At 58.0% G+C, this 25,971-nt stretch carries 29 protein-coding genes and 1 pseudogene; 8 read left to right on the plus strand and 22 right to left on the minus strand.

The window, feature by feature from the left end:
* Position 1: 1 nt before the first annotated feature.
* The 12 genes and pseudogenes from PSQ90_RS02870 to PSQ90_RS02925 form a co-directional block, all read right to left on the minus strand.
* A complete protein-coding gene (locus tag PSQ90_RS02870) occupies positions 2–826 on the minus strand; it encodes a carbohydrate ABC transporter permease (RefSeq protein WP_282211942.1) in 825 nt (274 codons plus the stop codon).
* Positions 823–1,749 carry a carbohydrate ABC transporter permease gene (locus PSQ90_RS02875; protein ID WP_282211943.1) on the minus strand — a complete coding sequence of 309 codons (927 nt, stop codon included), beginning with the start codon at positions 1,747–1,749 and terminating at the stop codon, positions 823–825. The genes PSQ90_RS02870 and PSQ90_RS02875 overlap by 4 nt, the downstream gene beginning before the upstream one ends.
* 220 nt (positions 1,750–1,969) lie before the next feature.
* Complete coding sequence (locus PSQ90_RS02880) at positions 1,970–2,602, minus strand: extracellular solute-binding protein (protein WP_328517538.1); 633 nt, start codon at positions 2,600–2,602, stop codon at positions 1,970–1,972.
* A complete protein-coding gene (locus PSQ90_RS02885) occupies positions 2,538–3,275 on the minus strand; it encodes an ABC transporter substrate-binding protein (protein WP_282211944.1) in 738 nt (245 codons plus the stop codon). Before PSQ90_RS02885 ends, PSQ90_RS02880 begins: the two co-directional genes overlap by 65 nt.
* A 469-nt stretch (positions 3,276–3,744) precedes the next feature.
* Positions 3,745–4,167 carry a MucR family transcriptional regulator gene (locus PSQ90_RS02890; protein WP_282211945.1) on the minus strand — a complete coding sequence of 141 codons (423 nt, stop codon included), beginning with the start codon at positions 4,165–4,167 and terminating at the stop codon, positions 3,745–3,747.
* A gap of 130 nt (positions 4,168–4,297) precedes the next feature.
* Entirely contained in the window at positions 4,298–4,645 is a 348-nt protein-coding gene (mnhG, locus tag PSQ90_RS02895; RefSeq protein ID WP_282211946.1) for a monovalent cation/H(+) antiporter subunit G, read from the minus strand.
* Entirely contained in the window at positions 4,642–4,935 is a 294-nt protein-coding gene (locus PSQ90_RS02900) for a cation:proton antiporter (protein WP_282211947.1), read from the minus strand. Before PSQ90_RS02900 ends, mnhG begins: the two co-directional genes overlap by 4 nt.
* Positions 4,932–5,411: a Na+/H+ antiporter subunit E gene (locus PSQ90_RS02905; protein ID WP_282211948.1), complete on the minus strand. Its 480-nt coding sequence runs from the start codon at positions 5,409–5,411 to the stop codon at positions 4,932–4,934. The genes PSQ90_RS02900 and PSQ90_RS02905 overlap by 4 nt, the downstream gene beginning before the upstream one ends.
* Complete coding sequence (locus PSQ90_RS02910) at positions 5,408–7,030, minus strand: proton-conducting transporter transmembrane domain-containing protein (protein ID WP_282211949.1); 1,623 nt, start codon at positions 7,028–7,030, stop codon at positions 5,408–5,410. Before PSQ90_RS02910 ends, PSQ90_RS02905 begins: the two co-directional genes overlap by 4 nt.
* Positions 7,031–7,039: 9 nt before the next feature.
* Complete coding sequence (locus PSQ90_RS02915) at positions 7,040–7,408, minus strand: Na+/H+ antiporter subunit C (RefSeq protein ID WP_282211950.1); 369 nt, start codon at positions 7,406–7,408, stop codon at positions 7,040–7,042.
* Positions 7,409–7,427: 19 nt separating this feature from the next.
* Positions 7,428–7,832: pseudogene (locus tag PSQ90_RS02920) on the minus strand (MnhB domain-containing protein); the annotation flags it as partial.
* Positions 7,832–10,174: a putative monovalent cation/H+ antiporter subunit A gene (locus PSQ90_RS02925; protein ID WP_282211951.1), complete on the minus strand. Its 2,343-nt coding sequence runs from the start codon at positions 10,172–10,174 to the stop codon at positions 7,832–7,834. The pseudogene PSQ90_RS02920 and the gene PSQ90_RS02925, both read right to left, overlap by 1 nt.
* A 202-nt stretch (positions 10,175–10,376) precedes the next feature.
* On the opposite strand from PSQ90_RS02925, the gene PSQ90_RS02930 reads away from it, so the two are divergent.
* The 3 genes from PSQ90_RS02930 to PSQ90_RS02940 all read left to right on the plus strand — a co-directional run bounded on the left by PSQ90_RS02930 (position 10,377) and on the right by PSQ90_RS02940 (position 13,961).
* On the plus strand, positions 10,377–12,455 hold the full coding sequence (locus PSQ90_RS02930) for a S9 family peptidase (RefSeq protein WP_282211952.1): 2,079 nt from the start codon (positions 10,377–10,379) through the stop codon (positions 12,453–12,455).
* Positions 12,456–12,556: 101 nt separating this feature from the next.
* Complete coding sequence (locus PSQ90_RS02935) at positions 12,557–13,162, plus strand: superoxide dismutase (protein WP_282211953.1); 606 nt, start codon at positions 12,557–12,559, stop codon at positions 13,160–13,162.
* 253 nt (positions 13,163–13,415) lie between these two features.
* Positions 13,416–13,961: a hypothetical protein gene (locus PSQ90_RS02940; protein WP_282211954.1), complete on the plus strand. Its 546-nt coding sequence runs from the start codon at positions 13,416–13,418 to the stop codon at positions 13,959–13,961.
* 19 nt (positions 13,962–13,980) lie between these two features.
* Here PSQ90_RS02940 and PSQ90_RS02945 read toward each other — a convergent pair whose 3' ends face one another.
* Both PSQ90_RS02945 and PSQ90_RS02950 read right to left on the minus strand, forming a co-directional pair.
* Complete coding sequence (locus tag PSQ90_RS02945; protein ID WP_282211955.1) at positions 13,981–14,538, minus strand: LOG family protein; 558 nt, start codon at positions 14,536–14,538, stop codon at positions 13,981–13,983.
* Position 14,539: 1 nt separating this feature from the next.
* Positions 14,540–16,048: a helicase HerA-like domain-containing protein gene (locus tag PSQ90_RS02950; RefSeq protein WP_282211956.1), complete on the minus strand. Its 1,509-nt coding sequence runs from the start codon at positions 16,046–16,048 to the stop codon at positions 14,540–14,542.
* 132 nt (positions 16,049–16,180) lie between these two features.
* On the opposite strand from PSQ90_RS02950, the gene PSQ90_RS02955 reads away from it, so the two are divergent.
* Positions 16,181–17,305, plus strand: coding sequence for a TIGR03808 family TAT-translocated repetitive protein (locus PSQ90_RS02955; protein ID WP_282211957.1), 1,125 nt, complete (start codon positions 16,181–16,183; stop codon positions 17,303–17,305).
* Entirely contained in the window at positions 17,269–17,508 is a 240-nt protein-coding gene (locus PSQ90_RS02960; RefSeq protein ID WP_282211958.1) for a hypothetical protein, read from the plus strand. The genes PSQ90_RS02955 and PSQ90_RS02960 overlap by 37 nt, the downstream gene beginning before the upstream one ends.
* Here PSQ90_RS02960 and PSQ90_RS02965 read toward each other — a convergent pair.
* From PSQ90_RS02965 to PSQ90_RS02980, 4 genes are all read right to left on the minus strand, one after another.
* Positions 17,505–18,215: an asparaginase gene (locus PSQ90_RS02965; protein WP_282211959.1), complete on the minus strand. Its 711-nt coding sequence runs from the start codon at positions 18,213–18,215 to the stop codon at positions 17,505–17,507. The two genes, PSQ90_RS02960 and PSQ90_RS02965, sit on opposite strands and share 4 nt — an antisense overlap.
* A 4-nt stretch (positions 18,216–18,219) precedes the next feature.
* The gene (locus PSQ90_RS02970; RefSeq protein WP_282211960.1) at positions 18,220–18,507 is read right to left on the minus strand and encodes an asparaginase; all 288 of its coding nucleotides are present in this window, start codon (positions 18,505–18,507) and stop codon (positions 18,220–18,222) included.
* A 90-nt stretch (positions 18,508–18,597) separates the two neighbouring features.
* Positions 18,598–18,936 carry an SH3 domain-containing protein gene (locus PSQ90_RS02975; protein WP_282211961.1) on the minus strand — a complete coding sequence of 113 codons (339 nt, stop codon included), beginning with the start codon at positions 18,934–18,936 and terminating at the stop codon, positions 18,598–18,600.
* Positions 18,937–19,055: 119 nt separating this feature from the next.
* Positions 19,056–19,613, minus strand: coding sequence for a hypothetical protein (locus tag PSQ90_RS02980; RefSeq protein WP_282211962.1), 558 nt, complete (start codon positions 19,611–19,613; stop codon positions 19,056–19,058).
* Positions 19,614–19,714: 101 nt separating this feature from the next.
* Here PSQ90_RS02980 and PSQ90_RS02985 point away from each other — a divergent pair, with 101 nt between their 5' ends.
* From PSQ90_RS02985 to PSQ90_RS02995, 3 genes are all read left to right on the plus strand, one after another.
* A complete protein-coding gene (locus tag PSQ90_RS02985; protein ID WP_282211963.1) occupies positions 19,715–20,581 on the plus strand; it encodes an NAD-dependent epimerase/dehydratase family protein in 867 nt (288 codons plus the stop codon).
* Between the two features lie 75 nt (positions 20,582–20,656).
* Positions 20,657–21,565 (plus strand): alpha/beta fold hydrolase, encoded by a 909-nt coding sequence (locus PSQ90_RS02990; RefSeq protein ID WP_282211964.1) that lies wholly within the window; start codon positions 20,657–20,659, stop codon positions 21,563–21,565.
* A 45-nt stretch (positions 21,566–21,610) separates the two neighbouring features.
* Positions 21,611–22,027: a DUF1801 domain-containing protein gene (locus PSQ90_RS02995; protein WP_282211965.1), complete on the plus strand. Its 417-nt coding sequence runs from the start codon at positions 21,611–21,613 to the stop codon at positions 22,025–22,027.
* A 17-nt stretch (positions 22,028–22,044) separates the two neighbouring features.
* Here PSQ90_RS02995 and PSQ90_RS03000 read toward each other — a convergent pair whose 3' ends face one another.
* The 4 genes from PSQ90_RS03000 to osmF form a co-directional block, all read right to left on the minus strand.
* Positions 22,045–22,797: an ABC transporter permease gene (locus tag PSQ90_RS03000; RefSeq protein WP_282211966.1), complete on the minus strand. Its 753-nt coding sequence runs from the start codon at positions 22,795–22,797 to the stop codon at positions 22,045–22,047.
* A complete protein-coding gene (locus PSQ90_RS03005; RefSeq protein ID WP_282211967.1) occupies positions 22,794–23,726 on the minus strand; it encodes an ABC transporter ATP-binding protein in 933 nt (310 codons plus the stop codon). Before PSQ90_RS03005 ends, PSQ90_RS03000 begins: the two co-directional genes overlap by 4 nt.
* Positions 23,723–24,910 carry an ABC transporter permease gene (locus PSQ90_RS03010; protein ID WP_282211968.1) on the minus strand — a complete coding sequence of 396 codons (1,188 nt, stop codon included), beginning with the start codon at positions 24,908–24,910 and terminating at the stop codon, positions 23,723–23,725. The genes PSQ90_RS03005 and PSQ90_RS03010 overlap by 4 nt, the downstream gene beginning before the upstream one ends.
* 92 nt (positions 24,911–25,002) lie before the next feature.
* The gene (gene osmF, locus PSQ90_RS03015) at positions 25,003–25,914 is read right to left on the minus strand and encodes a glycine betaine ABC transporter substrate-binding protein OsmF (protein WP_282211969.1); all 912 of its coding nucleotides are present in this window, start codon (positions 25,912–25,914) and stop codon (positions 25,003–25,005) included.
* Between the last annotated feature and the right edge of the window lie 57 nt (positions 25,915–25,971).

Consider the following 25,971-nt stretch of genomic DNA (forward strand, 5'->3'; position numbering starts at 1 on the left):
ATTACTCCTTGGAACCAGATTTGGTCGACGCACCGGCGGTGAAGAACCGCTGAAAAACAACAAATATAACGAGCGGGACAACGGTGGTGACGATGGCGGCAACGGACATTTGATCCCAATTGCTTTCATATTGTCCCTGAATGCGCGCTAACAGCGCCGTCAGTGGAATGTCACTCCGCAGGAAGACCACCGGCAACAGAAGGCCGTTCCAGGTCCATAGGAACTGCAAAATGGCGACAGCGGCGATCGGGGTGATCGAATTGGGCAACACCACATGGAAAAAGCGCGCGATTGGCCCGCATCCATCCACCATTGCCGCCTCGATCAACTCCTTGGGAAAGTCTTCAAGATAGTTTTTGACCAGATAGACCGCCCAGGCAAAGGACATCCCGGCAAACGGAATGATCACTGCCCAGATATTGTCGATCATGCCCAGTTCGCGCCATAGCCGGAACAGGGGAATGACCACTACCTGATTGGGCAACACAAAGGCGTTGATGATCAGGATCAGCAGGACACGCCGGAAGCGGAACTTTAGAAACTGAAACGCATAGGCGGCCATTGGCGCCAGAATGACGGGAATAAGTGTCGAAAGCCCGGCAATCTTGACCGACACCCAAAAGGCGTCAAGCAGTGGATATTTGGTCCAGACCGTCGTCCAGGCGTCCAGCGTCAAGCTGAAATCGTCAGGATTCCACCAGCCCAGCGTCGTCTGGGTCAGCGGGCGCAGCGAGGTTACGACGACGCCGACGAGTGGGATCATCCACAACAGGGCGATGGAGCCGACGATTATTGTCACCCAGTTGGCAACGCTCTTGTTGATCATTTGGCTTCTCCCGTCCGCTGAATAATGGCCGGAACGGAAACGATCAGCACGGCAACCAGCAACACCACGGTGGCGGCGGCGCCATAGCCGAGTTTGAAATTCTGCATCGATTCCCGATACATGAAATAGCCCACGGTTTCGGTGGAGCGCACCGGCCCACCGGCGGTCAGCATATAGATCAGATCGAAGGCCTTAAGGCTCGACAGCAGGGTGATGAAGGTAGCCACGCGCACGCCGGGCATTGAAAGTGGCATGACGATATAGCGCAACATGCGCATTGGTGAGGCCCCATCCACATAAGCCGCTTCGCGCAGCGAGGTAGGAATGGACTGGATAGAGGCAAAGCACATCATCAGCGGCAGCCCGACCTGGGTCCAGACATAGGCTGCAATAACCGCCGGCATGGCGGTATTGGCGTCGCCGAGCCAGGGATGCGGTTGGCTACTCAGGCCGAGCGTTTGCAGCACCACATTGAGCAGTCCTGCGGCGTCCGGACGATAGATGCCCAGCCACATGAACCCGCTTACTGCCTCAGCCACACCATAGGCGGCAAAAATCATGACACGGAAGGGCAGCGTCCGTTTTGGCGCCAGCGAGCACAACATTGCCAGCATCCAGCCGATGGCGACCGCGAAAAACGTCGATGCCAACGTCCATTGCAATGTCGCCAGCATCGAGTGACGGAAATTGGCGTCCTGAAACAGGCGGAGATAATTGGTAATGCCGAAAAACTTGGGCGCGGCAACGCCTCTGATATCGTAGAAGCTGAGCCGGATGGTTTCGATCAGCGGGTAGACAATCGAAATCGCAAACAGGATGAGCAATGGCGTGATCAACACCCAGGCGGCGACCCCGTCGCCCTTTTTGGTGCGGCGATTGCCAACCTTTTGTCGGGGATCATTGGCTTCGGCAACAACCGTCATCAATCTGCTCCTGCTGAAGTTTGGAGTGCGTCATCGCCCTATCGGCAGACACAGGCTTGGGTGGCAGTTCAAGGGGCACTGTGTGCACTTTGGCCGTTGCTGATCTTGGGGATGTCAGTCTGGCCGTACTATTTCTATCCCAGGGGCCAACCGTTGGTCTGGCCGACCCCCTTGCCGGGAGAAAATTTGCCGCCGCACCGGAGCGCGGCGGCAAGTCAAATCAATAGGCGTTGACGGCAACCGCTTCGATTGCAGCGGTGATGGCGTCGATATTTTCGTCAGACGGATCCATCAGGAATTTTTGGATCTGCACGCGATATTCGCCACCCAGATCGCCGGGGAGCAGGTCGCCGAGAACGAACTGGACTTCATTGGCCGCTGAAACGGCTTCGACGGACTTCTGGATCACCGGATCATAAGCGGCAACGTCAGCATCGGTGCTGGGAGAGGCCATGCCATATTCAGCAAGAATCGCCGTGGCGTCCTTGGAGAGCATGTAGGTCATGAACGCGGCAGCGCCATCAACATTCTTGGCGGTTGAAAGCAGGTTGAACTCCTTGGAGTCGACCATGGAAACGTCATCGTGACCCATGCCCATTTCGGGGAACTGGAAGATCGAATAGTCGACGCCCGGTGTTTCGCCATATTCAGTCTTGGCGCGGGTGTTCAGCCACATGCCCATCAGCACATAGGCAGCATCGCCAGTCTTGAGTGCCGCGTCGACCGAGTTGTCCCAGTTGAGAGCCAGCATGGTGTTGGGCTCGTCGCAGCAATTGGCCTTGAGCAGCTCAGCCCATTTGCGGAACGCGGTCTTGACCGCATCGTCGGTCCAGGGGATTTCGTGACGGGCCAGCTTGCCGGCCGTTTCGACGCCAGCTGTACGAGATCAGCAGCGATTCAAACCATTCAGCGTGGGCCCAGACCTTGGCTGGCACCGAAATTGGCGTGATGCCAGCGGCGCGCAGCTTTTCAAAGCCATTGACGAACTCGTCCCAGGTCTTTGGTGGCGTGATGCCGGCCTTGGTCATGGTGTCGGTGCGATACCAGATGCCCGACCGGTCACCATAGGTATAGGTGACGCCATAATTGGTGTCGCCGATGCTGGACAGTGCCTTCCAGGAAGCGCCGAGCTTGGAATCAAGATCATTGGCGGCCCAAATATCATCGACTGGCTTGATCAGATCCGATTCGGCCAGTTCCTGCCGGAAAGCCGGCCATGTGTTGACCAAAAGATCAGCCTGCTCGCCGCCCAGGATAACCTGACGGATACCGCCGCGCTGATCGCCCGAGGTCTGGGGAAGGATTTCCCTGAAAGTGACGCCCTCATGCTTGGAAGCAAAATCGGCTTCCAGCTTGTGCAGCATTTCTGTTTCCGAACCGCCGAACCAGTTGATGATGACGATCTCACCGGTGACGTCCTGCGCCATGGCCATGGGTGCGCCGACAAACAGGGCTGCGGCGGCTACCGAGCCAGCCAAAACCCGGCGCGACAGGGCGGAAAATGTTGAATTGCGTGTGTGCTTCATATGAAGTCTTCTCCCAATAACTCACTAAGCCATTGACCTATAACGATCATTCTCCTGGCTGATAATTGAAACGTTATGATTTTGTTTGAAAAGACGCAAGGGGCTAGACGCCAAACAGCGTCGTTCCAACCCAATTCATCGGATGAATCGACGCAATTATCTATTGAAAACAAGGCGAAAAGCAGCGTTGGAATATTTTTCCAACTGTGCATATCATGGATATATGCTGGGCCAACTGCGTAGAACCGGGGCGTTATCAGGCCAAATTCGTCATCGTGACCATCGCTTCAACTGGGCGACCTGGACAACCGGTCTTTCGGCAACCAAGTTGCCCCCTTCCCAGTCCTCCCATCATTTGATGAGAACGGGTTTGCTGCCTGGCCATGAAAGACTTTCCAACACCAGGACAAAAAACGGGCGACTGTCCGCAAGGAACAGTCGCCCGTTTTGAATAGACTGAATCGTCGGATCAGGCGGCCTTGCGGCCCAATCCATTGTCCTTGGCCAGCTTGGAGCGGGTGGCCGAATAGCTTGGCGCGACCATTGGATAGTCTGAAGGCAAGCCCCATTTTTCGCGATATTCTTCGGGCGAAAGATTGTAATGGGTGCGCAGGTGACGCTTGAGCGACTTGAATTTCTTGCCGTCTTCGAGGCAGATAATATAGTCGGGTGCGACCGATTTGCGGACGGGAACGGCTGGCTTCAGATCTTCAACGACGACCGCAGCTTCATTATTTCGCAGAGCACGCAACGCCGCATGGACCTCGGCAATAAGCTTGGGCAAATCGGCTGGGCTCATGGCATTGTGACTGACATAAGCCGACACAATTTCTGTACTCAGCTCGATCAAATCGCTTTCATAACCATTCGCCGCAACAGCGGGATCAGACATTCTCTACCTCGTGCTAGATACTGGTGGCCCGAATAATTTATTCTCGACCGGAACTTTTGTTCTAATTCGCTTCGATAGGCATTTCAAGCCAGAACAAGCAAATCGGCGGCAACTAAGGCTCAAGGGTGGGCTACAATTGTGTCTTTATTTCGGAGGACAATTCATTTGTTACGCAAACGTCCCCACCATCGTTTGAAGAATGAAGACTTGAACGGGCCAGTAGATGTGCGGAAACAGGCGTCGTTAGCAGCAGAAATCCTATTCCCAGTATTGCGCGAACGGCTACAGCGAGCTCGAATGACACCAAGGCTACTGCCAAAAGGATCAATCCGCACCCCACACTACCAGCCATCGATGCGGCATGCATTCTGGTGTAGAGGTCGGGAAATCGCACGATGCCGATGGCGGCCAGAAGTACAAACAGTGCGCCCACAACCATAGCGATCGCCGCAGCGCCATAAAACAGGTCCACGATCATGGCTTCTGCTCCTGCTTGGCGTGGGTGAGCATATAGCGCGCAAAGGCCAGCGTGGCCAAAAAGCCCAGTAACCCCAAAGCAATGGCAATATCGAGATAAAGCATCAGCCCGGTGCGAATGGCAAAGGTTGCGACAAACGCAAGGGCGGTATTGGTCAACAGGTCCAGCGCCAGTACCCGGTCCCCAAGGCTGGGACCGATAATAATTCGAACAGTTCCCAGTAGCATGGCAGCGCCAAGGATGATGAGCGCAATCAGGCTGGCCCAGTCGATCAGCGTGACCCCGGTCATGCGAACACCGCCGCGATACGCGCTTCAAATCCACTGGCGATATCGGCGAGCAGTTCAGCACGCGTATCAAGCACCAGAACATGGACAAACAGTTCGGCGCGATTTTCAGAAACATCGACACTGAGCGTGCCGGGCGTCAGGGTAATGAGATTGGCCAAAAGCGTAATCTCCGCATCGGATGTGACTTTAAGCGGCACCGCGATGATCGCCGGATTGAGTCGCTGCCCCAAATTCGGCGTCAGCGCCAAAATGCTCACGCGGTAGGTACTGATGATCAGTTCCTTGAGAAAGAACATTGCCAGCCTGAAAATGCGCACCAGCCGACGCATGGCCACCGGCGCGGCGACCCGGTCGCGCAAAATGAATGTCACCAACATGGCAATGGTGACACCCAAAACCAGATTGAGGCCGCTGAATGCGCCCGATACGGCGGTCCAGATGAGCGCCAACACCAGGATCAGAAGCAAGAGACTCATGGTGAATTCCCCGCCAGACCAACCGCTGCAACATAGCGCGCCGGATCAATCAGGTCACGGGCGCCGCGCTGGGCAGCATCAAGAAGATAGTTTGGCGCCAGCCCGACGATCATGATGGCTGCGACCAGCACCACGCAGGGCCATAGGGCCAGCCGACTGTCGCGCCGCCCCAGCGGTTCGACCGGGGCCAGGGAATGTTCAGAGTTCTCCCCTTCCACCCCTGCGCGCCAGAAAATATGGGCCCAGAGCCTTGTTCCCGCAATAAGGGTGAAAAAGGCATTGAGCAAAAGCGCGACGATGATGGCGATGCCATAATAGTCGGGCGGCATGCCCGCTGTCGTGCCGCTTGCCGCGTCCATTCCCGCCTGCAACAGCAGGAGTTTTGGCCAGAACCCGAGGAACGGCGGCACCCCGGCGGCGGCCAGCACCAGCAGCAGGAACAATGCCGAGACAACCGAATTGGCAGCATAAACGCCCCCCATCTGACGGCTGTCCGTTTGGCCGGTAACTTTTTCGACCAACCCTGCCACCAGATAAAGCGCGGTCATGACCATCATCGAATGCACGATATACACGCCCGATCCGGCCACGCCATTTTGCGAGGGCAAGGCGATACCGGCCAAAATCACACCAATACCGCCCATGACGATAAAACCCATGGCCCGGCGCAGGTTGGTTTCGGCAATCGCACCTAGCGGCGAAATGACCAGTGTCAGCACGGCGATGACGACCAGCACCGGCTCCAGCGTGTCGCGGCTGTCGGGCAGCAGCAACACAAGCACGCGCAACAGTGCATATATCCCGACCTTGGTTAGCAGGCCCGCAAACAGCGCCGACACCACGGCGGGCGGGGTATGATAGGAGGCTGGCAGCCAGGCATTGAGCGGAAAAGCCGCCGCTTTCATGCCGAACGCCAGCAACATCAATGTCGCAACGCCCACCATTGCGGCCGAATTGGCGTGCGGCGCAGCGCCGATGATATCGGCCATATTGAGCGTGCCCAGCAACCCGTAAATCAGCCCGAGCGCCAGCAGGAAGAATGTCGTGGCCAGAAAATTGAGGAAGGCATATTTCAGCGCGCCGTCCAGCTGGATCGCCTTGCCGCCGTTTACAATCAGGCCGAACGAGGAAATCAGCATCACCTCGAACCAGACGTAAAGATTGAACAAGTCCCCGGTCAGGAACGAACCGGTGACACCGGCCAGCAGCAAAAGGATCAGCGCATAGTAGCCATCGAGTCCGAAATCGGCGTGGCGTTCGCTTTGCGAATAGACCAGCAGCAGCATGGTGACCATGGCGGCAATCAGGGCAAATCCGGCGCCAAATATGTCGGCGGTAAAACTGATGCCGAAGGGCGGCAACCATTTGCCCATGGTCATGCTGACCGGGCCATTCTGGAGCACGTGTGCCAGCAGCACGCCATCGCAGGCAATGATCGCGCCGACAATCACCATGGCAATACCGGCGTGATAGTTCTTGGCGTGCCGCGTCATCAACAAAAGAGCGGCCCCCATCAGGGCAAGCACCAGTGGCAAGACGATCACCCAGTCACCGGCCGGGGTCAGGGTCGAAATCATTGCTTCTGGCAATTCTGCGGCGGGGTGTGCGCTGGTGGCCATATCAGTAACTCAAGGGGGCTGCGGCCCGTTTCTGGGTTCGGCCACCCGCATATTGTCGGTATTGTCGGCGTCCAGTGATTGGTAGGAGCGATATGCCAGCACCAGTAGAAACGAGAACATGGCAAAGCCGATGACAATGGCGGTCAGGATCAGCGCCTGCGGCAGCGGATTGGCAATCTGGGTTTCGGGTTGATCCAGCCCGTCGGGCACAATCGGGGCGATTGCGCGCATCAGCCGACCAGCGGTAAAGATCAGGAGATTGACCCCGTTGCCGAGCACGACAACGCCTAACAGCATTCGAATGAGCGAACGGGACAGCAGAAAATAGATGCCAAAGACAAAGAAAAGGCCGGCGAGCGCTGCGATCATATATTCCATTAGCTGATCGCCCCCCGTCGTCTTCCAGCGCCAGCGCCACCGAAGTCAGTGTGCCAAAGACAACGAAAAACACCCCGATATCAAAAACCATGGGGGTGGAAAACGGGATGGTATCGCTTCCCACGGGCAGGTAGAGCCAGATGCTGGTCAGAAATGGTGAGCCGGTAAACAGCGACATCAGCCCCGAAAGTGCGGCGATGAAGACGCCAAATCCAGCATAGCCGAGCGGATCGAATTTGAGCGCGTTGCGGACCGCCTCGACTCCCGAAGCCATACCGAAAACTGCCATGGCGGAGGCCGCGATCAGCCCGCCGATAAAGCCGCCACCGGGCTCATTGTGGCCGCGTAGGCTGACATAGATCGCAAAAACGATCATGACGGCAACGATAAACGGGGCGATGGTGCGAAAGATTACAGTTTTCATTACCGCTCCTTCGTCCGGCTACGGATCAGGACCAGAATGGCGATACCGGCGGCCATGACCACGGAAATTTCGCCCAGCGTATCCAGTCCACGATAGTCCACCAGAATGACGTTGACGATATTGCGTCCGTGCGCAATCGGCAGGCTGGTGGCGGTGAAGAAATCACTGAGGCGTGTATCAAGCGTGCCGGTCAAAATAACCATCAGCATCAGCGCGACGCCAACCCCACAAACCAGCGCGATCAGACCATCACGGAAAATATCCTCATAGGGCCGATTATCACGCTCGCGCAGATTGAGGCGTGTCATGACCAAAGCGAGAATGACCACCGACAAAATTTCGACCATGAACTGAGTAAAGGCCAGATCGGGCGCGCCGAACAGCAGGAAGATCAGGGCAATGGACGTCCCCTGAACGCCCAGCGCCAGGATTGATCCCAAACGATTGCGCGCGACCAACAGGGCCACGAGCCCGACCACGGCCATGCCCAAAACGATCCACTCATAGGCCATCATTGTGGGCAACAGCGGATGGGCAATCCATTCACTAAACGGCAGCAGCACGTCATAACCGTGATTGAGCGCCAGCGGCAGCACCATGGCCAGGGCCAGAGCGACAAAAACGATCTGCAAATAGCGTTCCAGCCGTCCGTGATGCAACAATCGGGTGGTCGCGCCCGCAAAGCGGATGAGGCCGAACATCAGGCCGTCAAAAGCGCGATCAGCGTTGGGCAGATGCTGGGTTGCCCGACGCGTCATACTGCGCATTCCAACGAGTTGGAAGAACACCAACGCGCCCAACGCCCAGGTCAGGGCCGAAAGGAATGGAATTAGGCCGGTAAAATCAGGCACCAGAGTCAAATGCGATTCAACCTCGACATTCATGATTGCCGATGCGGTCGGCACCAGAACAGTGTGACCAAACCATGCGGTCGCCACCGCCATGGCGATCCCCAGAACGCCAAGCACCAGCGGGCCGATGACCAGACCGGGCGAGCCTTCGTGCGGATGTTTTGGTGTGGGCAACAGCGGGCCGAAGAACGGCTTGATGGCAATCGCCAGTCCAACGCCCGCCAGCAGCGCATTGCCGACAATGGCCACCAGCAGCAAGACGATCTGCTGCCAGTCTGGATTGGCGAGCGCAAGATACATTTCTTCCTTGGCCAGATAGCCCACGGTCAGCGGTAGACCGACCATGGCCAGCGCCGCCATGATGGCGGCGGCAAAGGTCAGCGGCATCTTGGTGCGCAGCCCGCCGAGCGCTGTGATATCGCGCGTACCGGTGCCGTGATCAATGGCGCCGACCAGCATGAAAAAGCCTGCCTTATAGAGAGCGTGGGCGACAAAATAGACCACCATGCCCGAAATGGCGGCCTCGCTGCCCACGCCGATCAACAATACGAGCAGGCCGAGTGAGGCGATGGTGGATTGGGCCAGCATTTGCTTCATGTCAGTCTGGCGCAGCGCAGAAATGCCGCCCCACAACAGAGTCACACTACCAAATATGGTCAGGATCGCGGTCCAGGCCACCGTCTCGCCTAGTACCGGGGTCAGGCGCGCCAACAGGTAAACGCCTGCCTGCACCATGGTGGCCGAATGGAGAAATGCCGAAACCGGGGTCGGCGCTTCCATGGCGTTGGGCAGCCAGAAATGGAACGGAAACTGGGCCGATTTGGTGAAGGCCGCGCCCAGAAACAGGATCAGCACCAGCGGATAAAGTGCATCGGCGCGTACCGTATCGCCCAGCCCGCGCAGCGCGCTCAACTCCCACTCGCCGGTCAGTTGATGCATGACGATGACACCCAACAGCAGCGATAGCCCGCCAATATTGGTAACGATTATCGCCTGAATAGCGGCACGGCGCGCCGCCTGGCGGGTGTGATCGAAGCCGATGAGCAGGAAGGAGGTGACGGCGGTCAATTCCCAGAAGGTAAAGAGCGCCACCATATTGTCGGACAGCACCAGCCCCAGCATGGCGCCCATGAATGCCAACAGAAAGCTCATGAAGCGGCCTTGATGGGTGTGGCCCGACACATATGCGCCCGAATAAAGCACGATCAGCGTACCAATACCCGAAATGGTCAGCGCAAAGGTGAGGCTCAGCCCGTCAATATAAAATGACAACGCCAGATTATAGCTTGGCACCCAGGCCAGACTGGCGCGGATGACCTCGTGGTGCATCACCGGTTCTATGAACTGGGTAAGAAACAGAAATATTCCGGCGGGAACCAGCGCCATGATCCAGCCGACGTGGCGGCCGGTGCCGCGCAGCACCATCGGCGCCACCAGGGCGGCAAGAAATGGCGCGATGGCGACCAGGACAATACTCAGATCAAGCGACAATCCCAAATCCGGCAATTTCCCCAAATATGCTGCCGAATCTGGCGAGCTGGACCGGCGTCAATCTAACGATTGAACGCCATCGAACAAGCCTAAAGGGGCGTTCTCCCCTCGCAATCTGCGTTTTTGCGGCCTACATCTGCACTCGATTCTTCTATCAATGCGTTTTGGTCACACCAATCCGCCTCAATATCGGGATGGTTACATGCCTCACCGCCTACCACCAGTCGCCAAAACCAACACTCATCTCGCCACTTTTCACGGCGTGACCCGCGATGATCCCTATCATTGGCTGCGGGCTGATAACTGGCAGGAAGTGATGCAGCGGCCGGAAACGTTGGCCGACGATATCCGCGCCTATCTCGAGGCCGAAAACGATTATTTCGAAGCCGAGTTCGGTGCGCCCACCGACAAGCTGCAGGAAAATATCTACAAGGAGATTCGCGGGCGCATCAAGGAGGACGACAGCGGCGTGCCGACCCCGGACGGCCCGTTCGCCTATAATTCGCGCATGCTCGAAGCCAAGCAATATCCCCAGATCGTGCGCACGGCGCGCGATGGCGGGCCAGAAACCGTCCTGCTCGATTGCAATCTGGAAGCGGGCGAGGATTATTTCGGCTTTGCCGGTGCCGAACACGATCCTTCCCACCGGTTCCTCGCCTGGGCGGCGGATCGCAGCGGCTCGGAATATTATGACATCGTGATCCGCGATCTTGAGACTGGCAGGGACAGTCCCGAAATCATCGCCAACACCGCTGGTGCTTATGTCTGGGCCCCAGATAGCTCGGCGATCTATTATACCGAATATGATGATAATCACCGCCCCTATCGGGTGCGCCTGCACGTCATCGGCACCGACCAGACCAGCGATGCCATTGTCTTTGAGGAAAAAGACCCCGGTTTTTTTGTCGGCGTCGGCATTACGCTCTCCAATAATTTCATCGTCATTGATGCCCATGATCATCAGACCTCCGAATGCTGGTTGATTGATGCCCATGCCGGTGGCGCGCCACGGCTGGTTGCGCCACGGGTCACCGACCGCGAATATGAAGTGGATGAGCGTGACGGTACGCTTTTCATTCGCACCAATGCCGACGGGGCCGAGGATTTCAAGATCGTCACCGTGTCCGCCGATGCGCCCGCCGTCGAAAGCTGGGTTGATCTCGTGCCCCATGTGTCGGGCGTGCTGGTCCTCGACATCATTGTGATCAAGAATCATTTGCTGCGGCTCGAGCGGTTTGAGGGCCTGCCGCGCATCGTGGTGCGCGATCTGCGTAACGGCCACGAGGAAACCGTCCGGTTCGAAGAGGAAGCCTATGCGCTTGGCATGTCGGTCGGCTTTGAGTTCGATACCTCGGTGTTCCGTCTGACCTATTCGTCCCCCACCACCCCGTCCCGCACCTATGATGTCGATCTTGAAACCGGGGTGCGCACCCTGCTCAAGGAACAGGAAGTGCCCTCGGGGCACGATCCGGCTGACTATGTCACCCGGCGTCTGTTCGCCACCGCGGCCGATGGGGAAACGGTGCCCGTGACCGTGCTCTACAAAGCGGGCCTTACGCTCGACGGCACCGCTCCTGCCCTGCTTTATGGCTATGGCGCCTATGGCATGGCGATGCCGGCCGCTTTTTCGGTATCAGCTCTGTCGCTGGTGGATCGCGGCATGGTCTATGCCATTGCCCATATTCGGGGCGGCATGGAAAAGGGCTATGGCTGGTACGCCAAGGGTCGGCGCGAGTTCAAGTCCAACACTTTTACCGATTTCATCGCCGCTGGCGAAATGCTGATCGAGCAAGGCTTTACGGCCAAGGGGACGATTATTGCCCATGGCGGCTCGGCCGGCGGCATGCTGATGGGCGCTATCGCCAATCTGCGCCCGGATCTCTGGGGCGGCATTGTGGCACAGGTGCCGTTCGTCGATGTGCTCAATACCATGCTCGATGAAACCCTGCCGCTGACGCCGCCGGAATGGCCCGAATGGGGTAACCCTCTGATTTCGCCCGAAGATTATGCCCGCATTGCCGCTTACGCGCCCTATGAGCAGGTCAGCGCCCAGGATTATCCGCCGATTTTCGCGCTGGCGGGGCTTACCGATCCCCGGGTAACCTATTGGGAACCAGCCAAATGGGTGGCTAAACTGCGCGCAACCAAGACCGGGAATGCACCGTTGTACCTGCGCACCAACATGGGCGCAGGCCATGGTGGCGCATCGGGGCGTTTTGATCGGATCAAGGAAACAGCCATAAGTTACGCATTTGCACTAAAGGCGGCTGGATTGGAATGATCGTTCTGACCTAAACAATTGTTGCCGTGTCACAAACGGCCTATATCAATGCGACCACCCAACGCGTCCAGCGTCGAGATTTTCACCAACCGGAGGCTATTATGTCCACCAAGTTTACTTTGCCCGAATTGCCCTATGCCTATGATGCGCTGGGACCCCACATGTCTGCTGAAACGCTTGAGTTTCACCACGACAAGCATCACCAGGCCTATGTGACCAACGGCGAAAAGCTACTCGAAGGCTCGGGTCTGGAAGTGCTGGCGCTCGAAGACATCGTCAAGGAAGCCTTTGGCAAGAATGCAGGCCTGTTCAATAATGCCGGCCAGCACTACAACCATACCCACTTCTGGAACTGGATGAAGCCCAATGGCGGCGGCAAAAAATTGCCCGGCGCACTGCAGGCAGCCATTGATTCCGATCTCGGGGGCTTTGACAAGTTCCGCGCCGATTTCATCGCAGCGGGCACGACTCAGTTTGGTTCAGGCTGGGCCTGGCTGTCGCTCAAGAACGGCAAGCTCGAAGTTTCAAAGACTGCAAACGGGGAAAGCCCGCTGGTCCACGGCGGCAAGCCGCTGCTGGGCGTCGATGTGTGGGAGCACTCCTATTATATCGATTACCGCAATGCGCGGCCAAAGTACCTTGAAGCCTGGTTCGACAATCTGGTGAACTGGGAACATGTCGAGCTGCTGTTTGAAGAAGCCCGCTAAAGCATCGTGCGGAAAAGTGGACACCGGTTTTCCGCAAAAAAACGACGCGACATAAAAAACTGGAGCGCAAGTTCCGATTCTATCGGAACGCCCGGTGTTCCAGGGTTTAATCGACCGCACGATTTCGCCGACTCTCCTGAGTCGGCGTTTTCCTGTGCACTACCAATTAAGAACTAATCATTAGCCGAACTGGCCACTTCATCCGCGCGCTCACCCATGATAACAGTTTGTTTACCATTGGGAGGAGCACCAGTTGAACCAGACTGTCCGGGTCATCGCCATAATCGCTGCAAACAGTGCCCTTTCGTCCATTCTTGCTATGGTGGTGAGTGGTGACACGCGGTTGCGCGTCCGGCAATTTGACAGTGTTCAGGGCCTGCGCGCCTATATGCGCGTTGCCCCTGTTGATGTGCTGGTCTGCGATTTTGACAGTAAAAACGCCCCGGCTGGCGATCTGGTCTATGACCTGCGCCGCGACGAACTTATTGAAAACGCAGGTTTTTCCGCAATTGGACTGACCCGGTCAATCACCACAACGACGCGACATCGCGCAATCCGCGCCGGCATTGACGAGGTCATCGTCAAGCCCATGTCGCCACGTCATATCCTGACTCGCGTGCAGGCTCATGTACGCAAACCCCGGCCGACCATTGCCAGCGGTAGCGGCTATCGCGGCCCGGATCGGCGCGACCGTGTCAGTTTTGCGCATCGCCCGATCCAGCCAATGCGCCGCTATACGGACAATGTCGTACCGCTGTTCCCCGATCGCCGCGCCGCGCCCGAACATCCCGGCCTTTAATTAAGCCTATCGTTCCCGATCAATGGACTTCGTTGATCAGCCGGTTGACCCGGCTCCACAAATCTTCAACCGTTTCGGAAAACTGAACGATCCGCTCGTACCCTCTAAGGCCGGGTGACAAGACGTCAGCCGCATAGCCACGCAGGACTTCAAAGGCGCGATGCTTGTTGAGGAACACGACCGGGCAACTATGGCCGGCAGCCTTTGCCGATGTCCATGCGCCAAACAGGCCCGTCGCGCTATCAAGCGAACCGGGCAACCCGATAAAGGCATCGGCGAGTTCGCCAACCCGCTCCCAACGCTGGTCCCTGTCAGCAATCACTTCCACTGGAATACCGGTCAGCGCTCTTGGCAAAACCATGCCGGCATCGGCAACGATGGTCACGGCTCCACCCGCGGCGCGGGCCGCCGTGATCAGGGGCACCGGCAGAATGCCATTTTCAGCCAGACATAGAATTTTTGCGCCGCGCCGCGCAAAATAGGTCCCGGCCTGCCCCATCAGGCTGGCGCGTTCGGGGTCGCCTGGCCCCTTGTCCGAAGCAAAAACGGCCAGCATCGGATGCGCAATCGTGGCCATCTCAGCGCCCCCGCTTCAGGCTGCCGAGAATGCCGCGCACCAACGCATTACCAAGGCGATTGGCAACGGTGCGCGCCAGCGAATTGATTGCAGCCTCGGTGGGGGTCTGTCGGCTGGAACGGGACCGGGTGGTACGGCGGCTCGGTTCGTGATCCTTTTGATAACTACGCTCGCGGTTTTCGCGCTCGTCCTCAATCTGCTGGCGCTGCTCGGCATCCTGCTTTTGCCGGGCACGATCTGCCAGAACCTCAAAGGCCGATTGACGATCAATGCCGGTGTCGTAAAGCCCGGCGACCGGCGAATTGGCAATGATATTGCGGCGTTCCTCGGGCAGGATCGGCCCCAGTCGCGAGGACGGTGGTCGGATCATGGTGCGCCCGACCATGGCGGGGATGCCCTTTTCCTCCAGCGTCGACACCAGCGCTTCGCCGGTGCCAAGTTGGGTTATGACCTCTTCAGTCGAAAAGGCCGGGTTGGGCCGGAATGTTTCCGCTGCCACCCGAACGGCTTTTTGCTCTCGCGGGGTATAGGCGCGCAGGGCATGCTGCACCCGGTTACCCAATTGGGCCAGGACCGGCTCGGGGACATCCATGGGGTTTTGCGTCACAAAGTAGACGCCGACGCCTTTGGAGCGCACCAGTTTGACCACCTGCTCGACCTTGTCGATCAATGCCTTGGGTGCGTCGTCAAACAGCAAATGGGCTTCGTCGAAAAAGAACACCAGTTTGGGCTTGTCCGGATTGCCGACCTCGGGCAATTCCTCAAACAGTTCCGAGAGGAGCCACAGCAGAAACGTTGCATAAAGCCTTGGCGCACGCATCAGTTCGTCAGCCGCCAGAACTGAAATATAGCCCTGCCCGTCACTGGTGGTACGCATCAGATCGGCAATTTCCATGGCGCGCTCGCCAAAGAAGTTCTCGCCCCCCTGCTGTTCCAGCACCAATAGCGAGCGCTGAATGGCGCCAATGCTGGCGGTTGAGACGTTGCCGTATTTGACCGATACCTCTTTGCCACGTCCCTGAATTTCAACCAGCAGCGCGCGCAGATCCTTGAGATCGAGCAGCAGCAATCCCTCATCGTCCGCCAGTTTGAAGGCAATGTTCAAAACGCCTTCCTGGGTGTCGTTGAGATCAAGCATTCTGGCGAGCAGCAGCGCGCCCATTTCGGAAACTGTGGTGCGTACCGGGTGGCCCTGTCGGCCGAAGAGGTCCCAGAAAATCGTTGGAAAGGCCTTGAAATCATATTCGTCGCCCAGCCCGATATCGGCGGCGCGCTTCAACAGGAAATCCTTACCCTCGCCCGAAACGGCAATGCCGGAGAGATCGCCTTTGACGTCGGCGCAAAATACCGGCACCCCGGCGCGCGAAAAGCCTTCAGCCATGATCTGCAACGAAACCGTCTTGCCCGTACCGGTTGCCCCGGTGATCAGCCCGTGGCGATTACCATATTTGAGCGCCAGATATTCGGGGCGCGTACTGGTACCAAGGTAGATCTTGTCATCAAGCAGCATAGGTGGGCCATCCTCATGTGGTTCGCCCTTATAGCCGTGTGGTGTGCGAGGGGACAAGCGTAGGCGTAATGCGTTCACCAAACCAATGGGCAATTGTAGCCGCAAAGCCCGAAAAAATGGCACAATCGGATCATGAAAACACTCATCGCGCCCAACCGTCGCAGTTTTTTGGCCACTCTTGGCGCGACCAGCCTGTTGCTTTGCGGCCCTTTGCTGGCCCAATCGCGACTCGACGGCGCCAGTTTCGGCATTGTTGCCGACGATGGCAGCGATCAGACCGCAGCGGTACAGAAGGCAATCGACAGCGCCGCCTCCTCGGGTCTGAGCCTGACGCTGCCGCCGGGCGAAATCGGTGTTGGCACGCTCAATTTTCCACCCCGTCTGGCTCTTGAAGGATCGGGGAGCAAAACGATTCTCCGTGCGCTTGGCAGCGATCCCATCGCCCGCATCGAAAATGGCGAACGCATTGTCATTGAAGACATTGCCTTTGCTGCCGCGCCCGACGCCCCGACCGACCAGGGGCCCCTACTTGATTTTGTTCGAAGCGTTGGTGTCGATCTGGTCCGCTGTCGGCTCTCCGGCGGAGGCGGGGGGATCCTTGCGCGCAATAGCGTCCTCAACATTGCCGGCTGCTCGTTTGCCGATCACGCCGATGCAGCCATTCATTCGGCCAATAGCGGCGGTATGTCGATCACCAACAATCGCATTGCCCGTTGTGGCAATGCCGGTATTCGCATCTGGCGTGACGAGGCTGGATCGGACGGCAGCATTGTTCGCGGCAATCGCATCAAGGCCATCGACTGGCGCGATGGCGGCAATGGCCAGAACGGCAATGGCATCAATATTTACAAGGCCGATGAGGTCATCATCGCTGACAACCATCTCGATGGTTGCGCCTTCTCGGCCATTCGCCTCAACTCGACCCGCAATGTTCAGGTGTCGGGCAATCTCTGTCTCAACTCAGGCGAAGTTGCGATCTTTTCCGAGTTTGCCTTTTCCGGTTCAGTCATTGCCAATAATATCATCGACACGGCAGCCACCGGCATTTCGATTACCAATCTGGATCAGGGGGAAGGCTGGCGGTGTGCTCTGGCAATATTGTGCGCAACATCACGCCAAAATCAGCGGTCAATCCCGACACCATCCCCATCGGCATTTACGCCGAAGCCGATACCGCGATATCGGGTAACAGCGTCAGCAATGTCCCGGGCATTGCCATCATGGCGGGCTATGGCAGCTTTCTCGATAATGTGCTGATTGCATCCAATGTGGTCAGCGACGCCGATTATGGCATCGGGGTCAGCGTGGTCGAAGGCAGCGGTCCAGTGCATATCACCAGCAATCTGGTTTCTGCCCGCACCGCAAAGCTGGTTGGCCTGCGCTGGCAGGAAGTCGTTTCGAGCGATCTGGCCGCAGACCTCGCCAAGTTCCCCAACGTTACGCTGAACGCCAACAGCTAGGCGATTATCGCCCGCAAAACCCCGACGTCGGCGCCGCGCACGCTGCGCAACGGTTGGCTGGCGATCTTTTCCAGCACCGCCTTTTGCGTGGCGTCCGGCTCGGCATAATGCATCAGCATGGCCGCCAGCATCGCCTGGGAGGCTGGAATATTGCCATCGTCGCATTTGAGCGCATAGCCCCAGCCCTTGTCGCGAATGGCCCCGCACTGCACCCCGTCGGCACCAACCTTTTGCATCACCCGGCCGCCAAAGGCTTCCATGATCAGCGTGTCGGCATGGCCAGTTCCGGCCACCAGATGCGGATGGCTGGTTGCCGCGTCAAACAGGCGTTGGGCGGCGCTGGCATAATCGTCGGGCAATCCCTCGCCCGTCGCCATGCGTGCAAAGCCAAACGCGAAGGCGCGCAGCGGGGCGGCAAAAGTGGGGATAGAACAACCATCGGTGCCGCACTTTCCCTCAGTGAGTGCTTCACCGATCACCGTCTCAACCGCGCCGCGTACCTGCACTTGCACCGCATGCTCGCGCTCGACATACCCATCGGGGCTCACCCCCAGGGCCAGCGCCACCGACAACATCCCAGAATGTTTGCCCGAGCAATTATTGTGCAAGGCACTTGGTGCCTGCCCCTGGGCGCGCAAAGCCGATCGTGCGGTCGAATTTGTGGGCATATGCGCGCCACATTCGAGCGCCTCAGGGGTTAATCCCATGCGTTCAAGAAAGGCTGCAACAGTTTGAGTATGAATCGATCTCGCCGTGGTGGGAGGCGCAGGCCAGTGCCAGCTCCTCGGCACTGTGGTGGAATTTTGCCGCGGCCTGCCGGGTAAAAATTGGCAGCGCCTGCATCGACTTGATGGCGGAGCGCGGAAAGATCGGCCGCTCGATGTCGCCGGCCGAAGCGATGATCTGACCATTGGCGTCAAGGATGGCGAAGGCACCGCGATGACGGTTCTCCACCCAATTGCCACGCACGGTTTCGGCTAGAACTGGGTTGGCGTCCATAAAAAAACTCCGGTCAGGGTTGCTCTGCGAACAACACCAGACCGGAAAAGTCAACATGCATGGGAGGGAGGCACGGCAAAAAGGCTAAGACTAGATCCCGCTCTGATCTGCGAGCTGCAGGTAGCGGCCATTGACCCAGCCACGGGTATTGTTGCGCTCGACAAGGCACCAGTCGGTGCTGTTTTCAACTTCGATGCAGCGCTCGATCCAGACGTGAACGTTTGGCGAAAGCGCACCGATCTTGCGGGAAAAACTGGCGGGCCATTTGCGCACATTGAGCTGGTCCCATTGGGCAACCCCGGTCACGCGGGCCAGATGGTCAACGCCATATCCGGCGGCCATGGCGGGTTGCACGGCAAAGGCGGCAGCGCCGGTGATGATCAGGCCGCACAGCGTGGCGACCAGCAATTTTTCATGGTTCTTGTTCATTTGAATGTCCCTTCACACGTTGGATATTGACCTGATGATGTGAGCTTGCGGCCTGGCCGTTGAACGGCCCCTGAAACCTGCGTTCATAATCGGTTCACCCAGGCCGCAAGCCCGGTGCCTCAGCGCATATCGCGCTGGTGCACGTACAGCAGCACGGCGTCATTGGCACCAAAGCCAAGCGAAACGACATCGTACTGGTCGTAGTCTTTGTCCCGGAGCGCCGACATCAGCGTGCTATTGCGGGCAATCGGCATCCGCAACCGGCCAACATTGCCTTCCACAAACAGCGATCCGTAGCTGGTGCGGCTCGCCATGGTCTGATCATCGCATACCGGGATCAGAACGACCTGCTGCCAGCTCTCTATGCCGGCAATATCGGCCTGATAGACGCGGCGCATATGCCCCATGTCATCAGCACAGCTGTGGGGGAATCGACTGATACCTCCGGTTTGTTCGGGGTCCGCTTCAGGATGGCAAACTGGGCCGAACTGGGCAGCGTAGAAAGCGCCATGGCGAGCGTGGCGATTGAAATTATCAAACTGGATTTTTTCATTTTTCTTCTCCTCAATCTGGTTTATCGAAAACCGGCTCGCTGGCCGGTGGCGTGGCTCTATTTGCCTTGCTTGAGTGCCATAAAGCGCCCACCCGCTTGAACCGGTGGTGAGCCGGGCGTTCATAAACTGTTTAGTTTTGTGAACGGCTTGGCAGCGCCGCATATTCCGTGCGAGTTTTGGGGCCAAGGCACTGGCGGCGGTGCAGATTTATTGAGGAGGCCAGCATGGCAAAAGTTTTGGTAACGGGCGGTAGCGGCAAACTGGGGCGCGCCGTTTTGAGGGATCTGGTCGCCCACGGCTATGACGTTCTCAATCTGGATCAGCACATTCCGGCTGAAAAAATCTGCCAGACGGTCAAGGTGGATCTTACCGATTTCGGCCAGGTCTATACCGCGATCAGCGGTGGCATCGACGAGCGCAAGGGTCCGTTTGACGCGGTGGTGCATCTGGCCGCCATTCCAGCGCCGGGGCTGGTGCCCAATGCTGCAACCTTCGCCAATAATGTGCCCTCATCCTATAATGTGTTTGAGGCCTGCCGCCTCTCGGGCATCAAGAATGTGGTGTTTGCCTCAAGCGAAACCGTGCTCGGCCTGCCGTTTGATAATCCGCCGCCTTATGCGCCGGTGGACGAGGAATATTTCCCGCGCCCCGAATCCGCCTATTCGCTGGGTAAATTACTCGATGAAACCATGGCCGCCCAATATTGCCGCTGGGACGCGGACTTGCGCATGGTCGGCCTGCGCTTTTCCAATGTGATGAACCCCGAGGACTATCACGCCTTCCCCGGCTTTGATGGCGACGCACACAAGCGTAAATGGAACCTTTGGGCCTATATCGACGCCCGCGATGGTGCCCAGGCCGTCCGCCGCGCCATTCAGGCCGATTTCACCGGCTTTGAAGCCTTCATCATCGCCAATGCCGATGGCGTCATGAGCCGCTCCAACACCTCGCTGCTGGCCGAAGTCTTTCCCGACGTCCCCCAAAAAGGCAACATCACCACCAACGGCACTCTGCTCTCCATCGAAAAAGCCAAACGCCTTCTCGGCTACTCGCCCCAGTTCAGCTGGCGCAATGAGGCTGGCGGGAAGTAAGGTCGTCCCGAACTTTTTGATCGTTCAAGTGCCGGCGCACATTCAGAATCCGACCGATGAGTGTTACAAGGAGCCATGGCGGCAATTTCGTCGGGCTCAATAATTACACGCGATGGCACAGCGCTCGCCCTCACCGAGCGGGGCAGCGGCGATGCGCTTGCGTTCGTGCACGGCGGCGTGTCGGATCAACGCACATGGACAGATCAACTGGATTTTTTTGCCGCCTCGCATCACGCAATCGCCTATAGCCGTCGCTATGCTGTGCCCAACGCGCCCATCACGGATGATGCCGACGATCCGATGCAGGTCCATGTCGAAGATCTGGCTGACCTGATCAAAAACAGGGCGACAGGGCCAGCCCACATCGTGGGTCATTCCTGGGGCGGTTTTATAGCGCTCGAACTGGCCATTCAAATGCCAGAACTATGCAAAAGTCTGGTTCTGATTGAGCCACCCGTGCTTACCTTGCTCATTGACTTTCCGCCCAACCCGGCCAAATTGTTCAAGCTTTTCCTCAAATCTCCCAGTTCGGCCCTTGCCCTTGTCAAATTGGCTGTCGGGGCAATGGTGCCGGCCGAAAAGGCCTTTCGACGTGGCGATGATCGCGCCGCCGTCGAAGCCTTTGGGGCTGGGGTTCTGGGAAAAAAGCGATTTCATGCGCTCTCGAAACAACGCTACGAACAGGTCTGGGCCAACCGGGCACCCGATCGGGCGCAAATTCTCGGGATCGGTTTTCCACCGCTGACGGAAAAGGAAGTCGCCAGTGTAAACCAGCCAGTACTCTTGCTGAGCGGCACCGAAAGCCCCACTATCTTCAACCGTCTCAATCAACATTTGATCGAGCTTTTGCCAGATGCAAGCCATCAAATCATTCCCAACGCCTCCCACCTGCTCCACGAAGACGCCCCCGAGGCTTTTCAGACTGCCGTCGCGACATTTTTGCGAACGAGGACTTCGGAGCGCGATGGGTCTTTGTCTGATTAACTTTATTGCGCGGCCAGTTGATCTCTGTCCTATCATGAGCATTCCATGAGCGCTCAAAAAGGCCCCGTCCTCCTTTCAGGCGGCAATCCGCAAATTCCCAAGGGCTACGGTGACGCGCCGGTGGAGGCTTATATTGCGGCCATGCCGGGGTGGAAGCAGGATGTCGGACGACTGCTCGATGGGCTGATTCTCAAAACTGTGCCAAACGTCCAGAAGGCGGTGAAGTGGAATTCGCCGTTCTACGGACTGGAAAAAGACCTTTGGTTCCTCAGCCTTCATTGCTTCACCCATTACGTGAAGGTCACCTTCTTTCGCGGCACCTCGCTTGAACCCATGCCACCGGGAAAATCCAAACATCCCGAAGTGCGCTATCTCGATATCCGGGAGGATGAGGCGTTTGATGAAGCCCAATTCGCTGCCTGGGTAAAGCAGGCCAGCCAGCTCCCCGGCGAAAAGCTATAGGTACGCCCTGCCCTCGCCTATGCGGCGGCGCGTTTGGCTTGGCCGGTGCGGGCCATCAGCCAGCGTTCGAGCGCGGCAAGACTATCGTAGATCAAAACGGCCAAAACCCCGACGATCAGGCCACCTTGCAGAACGAAGGCGGTGTTGTTGGAGGTCAGCCCGGCGATTATCACTTCGCCCAGCGTGCGTGCGGCGACGGTTGAGCCGATGGTGGCGGTGGCCAGCGAAATCACCGTTGAGAGCCGGATACCGGCCAAAATGACCGGCAGGGCCAGTGGCAGTTCGATCTTGAACAGGCGCTGTGCCCAGGTCATGCCGACGCCTTTTGCCGCCTCGGTCACCGACTGAGGCAGATTGACGAGGCCGGTCAGCGTGTTCTCAAAGATGGGCAATAGCCCATATAAAAACAGCGCCACCAATGTCGGTGCCGTGCCAAATCCCAGCACCGGCACGGCCAGCGCCAACACCGCCACGGGCGGAAATGTCTGGCCGATATTGGCGAGCGAGCGCGACAGTGGCAGGAACTCGACCCCGAATGACCGCGTCACCAGAATGGCCAGACTGACCGCGATCAGGGTTGCGGCGCTTGTAGCGGCAAAAACAATGGCCAGATGGTTGAACGTCAGGTCCAACAGGCTCCCTTGATTATAAATGGCGGGCTGCCCGTTCTTGGTCAGCAGGCCGAACACTGGCGCAAACAGATCAGGCACGATCAAAAAGGCCAGTAGAATGGCAAAGGCAATGATCCGAACAACGATGCCCGGCCTCATTGTGGCCTCGCGTGGCTGGAAAGCTGATCCAGCGTGATCTTGCCGATCAATTGGCCTTTTTCGCTGACCGGCAGCGCGGCGCGTCCTGACCACAATAGTTCTGCATAGGCATCGCGCAGGGTCGCGCCGACATCAATCGGATCGCCTTCAGCGCTGCCCGGCTCGACATATTTGCCAACCCGCGCCAGTGACAACAGCTTGAACGGGCGGTCGCCGGTGCCGATCAATTCAGCCACAAATGGCGTTGCCGGTTTGGAAATAATCTGCTGCGGGCTGGCATATTGCAGCAGCTTGCCCTCATCCATCACCGCAATCCGGTCGCCAAGGTGGATGGCTTCTTCCATGTCGTGGGTCACCAGAACGATGGTGGTCTTGAACTGGCGCTGAATGCTGAGCAGATCTTCCTGCGCCTTGGCGCGGATCACCGGATCAAGCGCACCGAACGGCTCGTCCATCAGCAGGATATTGGGCTTGGCGGCCAGTGCCCGCGCCACGCCGACACGCTGCTGCTGTCCGCCGGACAGTTCGCGCGGCAGGCGGTCCCTGAATTGGGCTGGATCAAGCTGAAACAGTTCGAGCAGTTCGGTGACCCGGGCTTTGGTCTTTTCCTTGTCCCAACCCAACAACTTGGGCACGGTGGCAATATTCTGGCCCACGGAGCGATGCGGAAACAGGCCATGACCCTGAATGGCATAGCCGATCCTGCGCCGTAGTTCATAGGCGTGGATCGTGCTTGTGTCCTCGCCATCAATGCGGATAGCGCCCGATGTTGGCTCGACCAGCCGGTTGATCATGCGCAGCAGCGTGGTCTTGCCCGACCCGGAGGTGCCGACCACGGCGCAGACGCTACCCGGTTCAATCGTTATCGTGACCTGATCGACAACCGTTGTCAGATCATAGGTCTTGGTAATGGCCTCGATTTCGATCATGGCTGTCCGCCCGTGCTCGTCATTTCCACAAAGGCGTCCAGAACCACGGCAGCGGCAAAGGCCAAAACCACCGTCGGCACGGCCCCCAGCAACACCAGATCCATCGCCGTCTGGCTGATGCCCTGAAAGATGAATACGCCAAACCCGCCGCCCCCGATCAGCGCGGCAATGGTCGTCAAGCCGATATTTTGCACCAGAACGATGCGGATGCCGGTCAGGATTACCGGAAAGGCCAGCGGCAATTCTACCCATCCCATCCGCTGGGCACCGGTCATGCCCATGCCCTTGGCCGCGTCATTGGCCGTTTCGGGCACGCTTTGCAGCCCCACAATCGTGTTGGAAACCACCGGTAGCAGCGAATAGGCAAATAGCGCCACCAGAGCCGGGGCAACGCCAATGCCCGATATGCCAATTGCCGCTGCCCCCGGCACTGTCGCGGCAATCCAGGCCAGCGGCGCGATCAGCAGTCCAAACAGGGCAATCGAGGGAATGGTTTGAACAATATTGAGCACATTGAGCAGCGCCGCGCGCAGTTTGGGTAGTCGGAAACTGATAATGCCAACCGGCACCCCGACAATGGTGGCAATCAGCACCGAGCCGAAGGCCAAAAGAACATGGGTCTGCGCTTCACTCCAAAAGCGGTCAGCGCGGGTGGCATATTCCTTGAGCGTGGAAACCCCATTGAGGCTCCCCGAAGCCAACAGGACGCCGATTGCCAGCGCCACCAGTGCCAAAATGCCAATGCGTGGCCATGGTTTCAGTCGCAATCGCGTCAGCGCATCGGCGGCCAGAAGGGCAAAGGCAAAGACCAGCAACCAGAAACCGGCGCCGGGCGAAACGCGGGCAAAATTGTCGTCGGGGGGTGTCAGAAAATAGGCGGATCGTCCCACCAGCACAAACAGCGCCACCAAAATAGTCAGGCTGGCCGCCAGTTTGAGCGCTGGCTTGAAGCGCAACAGGGCAATCAACATACCCGCCGCCAGCAACAGGGCCAGGACACCGGCTTCGGGAACCGGCAGGGCCGAAAAGATCGCACGCGGTTCGCCCAGAACGATGCGATTGGCGCGAAACAACATGAAAGGCAGCACGACGCCACCAAGGGCAATCGCTGCAATCAGAACGCCGAGCTTGTCAAAGCGCGGCCACGAAAACCGGGAAATGGCGGCGGCTTGGGAATTAGACATGCATCCGCCAGTTTCTGAACGCTCGAGCTAGGTGCCCCATCGGCTAAGCCGATGGCATTACGGGCCGGCCCTGAGGCCAGCCCGTTTACAGATTATTTTGCCAGACCGCTGCTACTCAGGAAGTCGGTAGCAACAGCAGAAGCGGCTTCACCGCCGACCTGCACGCGACCATTGAGATCCTGTAGCGTCACAAGGTCGAGTTTTGCAAAAACAGGGGCCAGCAAATCCGCGATCTGGGGATATTCATTGAGCACCGCCTCGCGGATTATCGGGGCCGGCTGGTAAACCGGCTGCACGCCCTTGTCGTCGGTCAGAACCGTCAATCCGGATGGTGCGATGCCACCGTCAGTACCATAGACCATGGCGGCGTTAACTCCATTGGTCTGCTGGGCCGCAGCCGCAATGGTTGCCGCTGTGTCGCCGCCCGAAAGAGTCACCAATTGGTCAGGGTTGAGGGCAAAGCCATAGACTTCCTGAAATTTGGGCAACGCTGCGGGGGAATTGACGAACTCGGAGGAGGCAGCAAGCTTGATGTCGCCCCCACCGGCTACATATTTGCCAAAGTCGGTGAAGGTCTTGATATTGTTGGCCTGCGCCACATCGTTTCGGACAGCCACAGCCCAGGTATTGTTGGCGGGCGCTGGCTGCAGCCAGACGATCTTGTTGGCGTCATAGTCAAGTTTCTTGACTTCCTCATAGGCCTTGGCCGCATCGTTCCACAGCGGATCGTCAGCCTTTTCAAAGAAGAAGGCGCCATTGCCGGTATATTCGGGATAAATGTCGATCTCGCCCGCCGTGATGGCGGCGCGTACAATCGGGGTTGCCCCAAGTTGAATGCGATCTTCAACCGGAATGTCGTTGGCTTTGAGTACCTGCAAGATGATATTGCCAAGAACGCCGCCCTCAGTATCAATCTTGGACGACACGACGACCTGGGCGCTGGCAGTTGTTATGGTCATGGCCAGAACGGCGGCAGTGCTGAGCATTTTTGTGATGAGGCGCATTGGAGTCTCCGTGCTTTGCCCGTTTATCCCCGGGATGGGTCTAGTCTAGCGGATCAG

It is taken from the genome of Devosia rhodophyticola (assembly GCF_028816475.1).
GTDB classification, from domain to species: Bacteria; Pseudomonadota; Alphaproteobacteria; order Rhizobiales; family Devosiaceae; genus Devosia; species Devosia rhodophyticola.

What these genes read in the sequence shown, in the direction of transcription:
- PSQ90_RS02985 (WP_282211963.1), top strand. Translation starts at nt 19,715, where the DNA reads ATGGCAAAAGTTTTGGTAACGGGCGGTAGCGGCAAACTGGGGCGCGCC.
- PSQ90_RS02990 (WP_282211964.1), top strand. Translation starts at nt 20,657, where the DNA reads ATGGCGGCAATTTCGTCGGGCTCAATAATTACACGCGATGGCACAGCG.
- PSQ90_RS02885 (WP_282211944.1), bottom strand. Translation starts at nt 3,275, where the DNA reads ATGAAGCACACACGCAATTCAACATTTTCCGCCCTGTCGCGCCGGGTT.
- PSQ90_RS02875 (WP_282211943.1), bottom strand. Translation starts at nt 1,749, where the DNA reads ATGACGGTTGTTGCCGAAGCCAATGATCCCCGACAAAAGGTTGGCAAT.
- PSQ90_RS02960 (WP_282211958.1), top strand. Translation starts at nt 17,269, where the DNA reads ATGGCGGGCTATGGCAGCTTTCTCGATAATGTGCTGATTGCATCCAAT.
- PSQ90_RS03000 (WP_282211966.1), bottom strand. Translation starts at nt 22,797, where the DNA reads ATGAGGCCGGGCATCGTTGTTCGGATCATTGCCTTTGCCATTCTACTG.
- PSQ90_RS02910 (WP_282211949.1), bottom strand. Translation starts at nt 7,030, where the DNA reads ATGGCCACCAGCGCACACCCCGCCGCAGAATTGCCAGAAGCAATGATT.
- PSQ90_RS03005 (WP_282211967.1), bottom strand. Translation starts at nt 23,726, where the DNA reads ATGATCGAAATCGAGGCCATTACCAAGACCTATGATCTGACAACGGTT.
- PSQ90_RS02970 (WP_282211960.1), bottom strand. Translation starts at nt 18,507, where the DNA reads ATGGACGCCAACCCAGTTCTAGCCGAAACCGTGCGTGGCAATTGGGTG.
- PSQ90_RS02890 (WP_282211945.1), bottom strand. Translation starts at nt 4,167, where the DNA reads ATGTCTGATCCCGCTGTTGCGGCGAATGGTTATGAAAGCGATTTGATC.
- PSQ90_RS02870 (WP_282211942.1), bottom strand. Translation starts at nt 826, where the DNA reads ATGATCAACAAGAGCGTTGCCAACTGGGTGACAATAATCGTCGGCTCC.
- PSQ90_RS02975 (WP_282211961.1), bottom strand. Translation starts at nt 18,936, where the DNA reads ATGAACAAGAACCATGAAAAATTGCTGGTCGCCACGCTGTGCGGCCTG.
- osmF (WP_282211969.1), bottom strand. Translation starts at nt 25,914, where the DNA reads ATGCGCCTCATCACAAAAATGCTCAGCACTGCCGCCGTTCTGGCCATG.
- PSQ90_RS02955 (WP_282211957.1), top strand. Translation starts at nt 16,181, where the DNA reads ATGAAAACACTCATCGCGCCCAACCGTCGCAGTTTTTTGGCCACTCTT.
- PSQ90_RS03010 (WP_282211968.1), bottom strand. Translation starts at nt 24,910, where the DNA reads ATGTCTAATTCCCAAGCCGCCGCCATTTCCCGGTTTTCGTGGCCGCGC.
- PSQ90_RS02965 (WP_282211959.1), bottom strand. Translation starts at nt 18,215, where the DNA reads ATGGGATTAACCCCTGAGGCGCTCGAATGTGGCGCGCATATGCCCACA.
- PSQ90_RS02945 (WP_282211955.1), bottom strand. Translation starts at nt 14,538, where the DNA reads ATGGCCACGATTGCGCATCCGATGCTGGCCGTTTTTGCTTCGGACAAG.
- PSQ90_RS02950 (WP_282211956.1), bottom strand. Translation starts at nt 16,048, where the DNA reads ATGCTGCTTGATGACAAGATCTACCTTGGTACCAGTACGCGCCCCGAA.
- PSQ90_RS02935 (WP_282211953.1), top strand. Translation starts at nt 12,557, where the DNA reads ATGTCCACCAAGTTTACTTTGCCCGAATTGCCCTATGCCTATGATGCG.
- PSQ90_RS02995 (WP_282211965.1), top strand. Translation starts at nt 21,611, where the DNA reads ATGAGCGCTCAAAAAGGCCCCGTCCTCCTTTCAGGCGGCAATCCGCAA.
- PSQ90_RS02980 (WP_282211962.1), bottom strand. Translation starts at nt 19,613, where the DNA reads ATGAACGCCCGGCTCACCACCGGTTCAAGCGGGTGGGCGCTTTATGGC.
- mnhG (WP_282211946.1), bottom strand. Translation starts at nt 4,645, where the DNA reads ATGATCGTGGACCTGTTTTATGGCGCTGCGGCGATCGCTATGGTTGTG.
- PSQ90_RS02900 (WP_282211947.1), bottom strand. Translation starts at nt 4,935, where the DNA reads ATGACCGGGGTCACGCTGATCGACTGGGCCAGCCTGATTGCGCTCATC.
- PSQ90_RS02930 (WP_282211952.1), top strand. Translation starts at nt 10,377, where the DNA reads ATGCCTCACCGCCTACCACCAGTCGCCAAAACCAACACTCATCTCGCC.
- PSQ90_RS02905 (WP_282211948.1), bottom strand. Translation starts at nt 5,411, where the DNA reads ATGAGTCTCTTGCTTCTGATCCTGGTGTTGGCGCTCATCTGGACCGCC.
- PSQ90_RS02915 (WP_282211950.1), bottom strand. Translation starts at nt 7,408, where the DNA reads ATGGAATATATGATCGCAGCGCTCGCCGGCCTTTTCTTTGTCTTTGGC.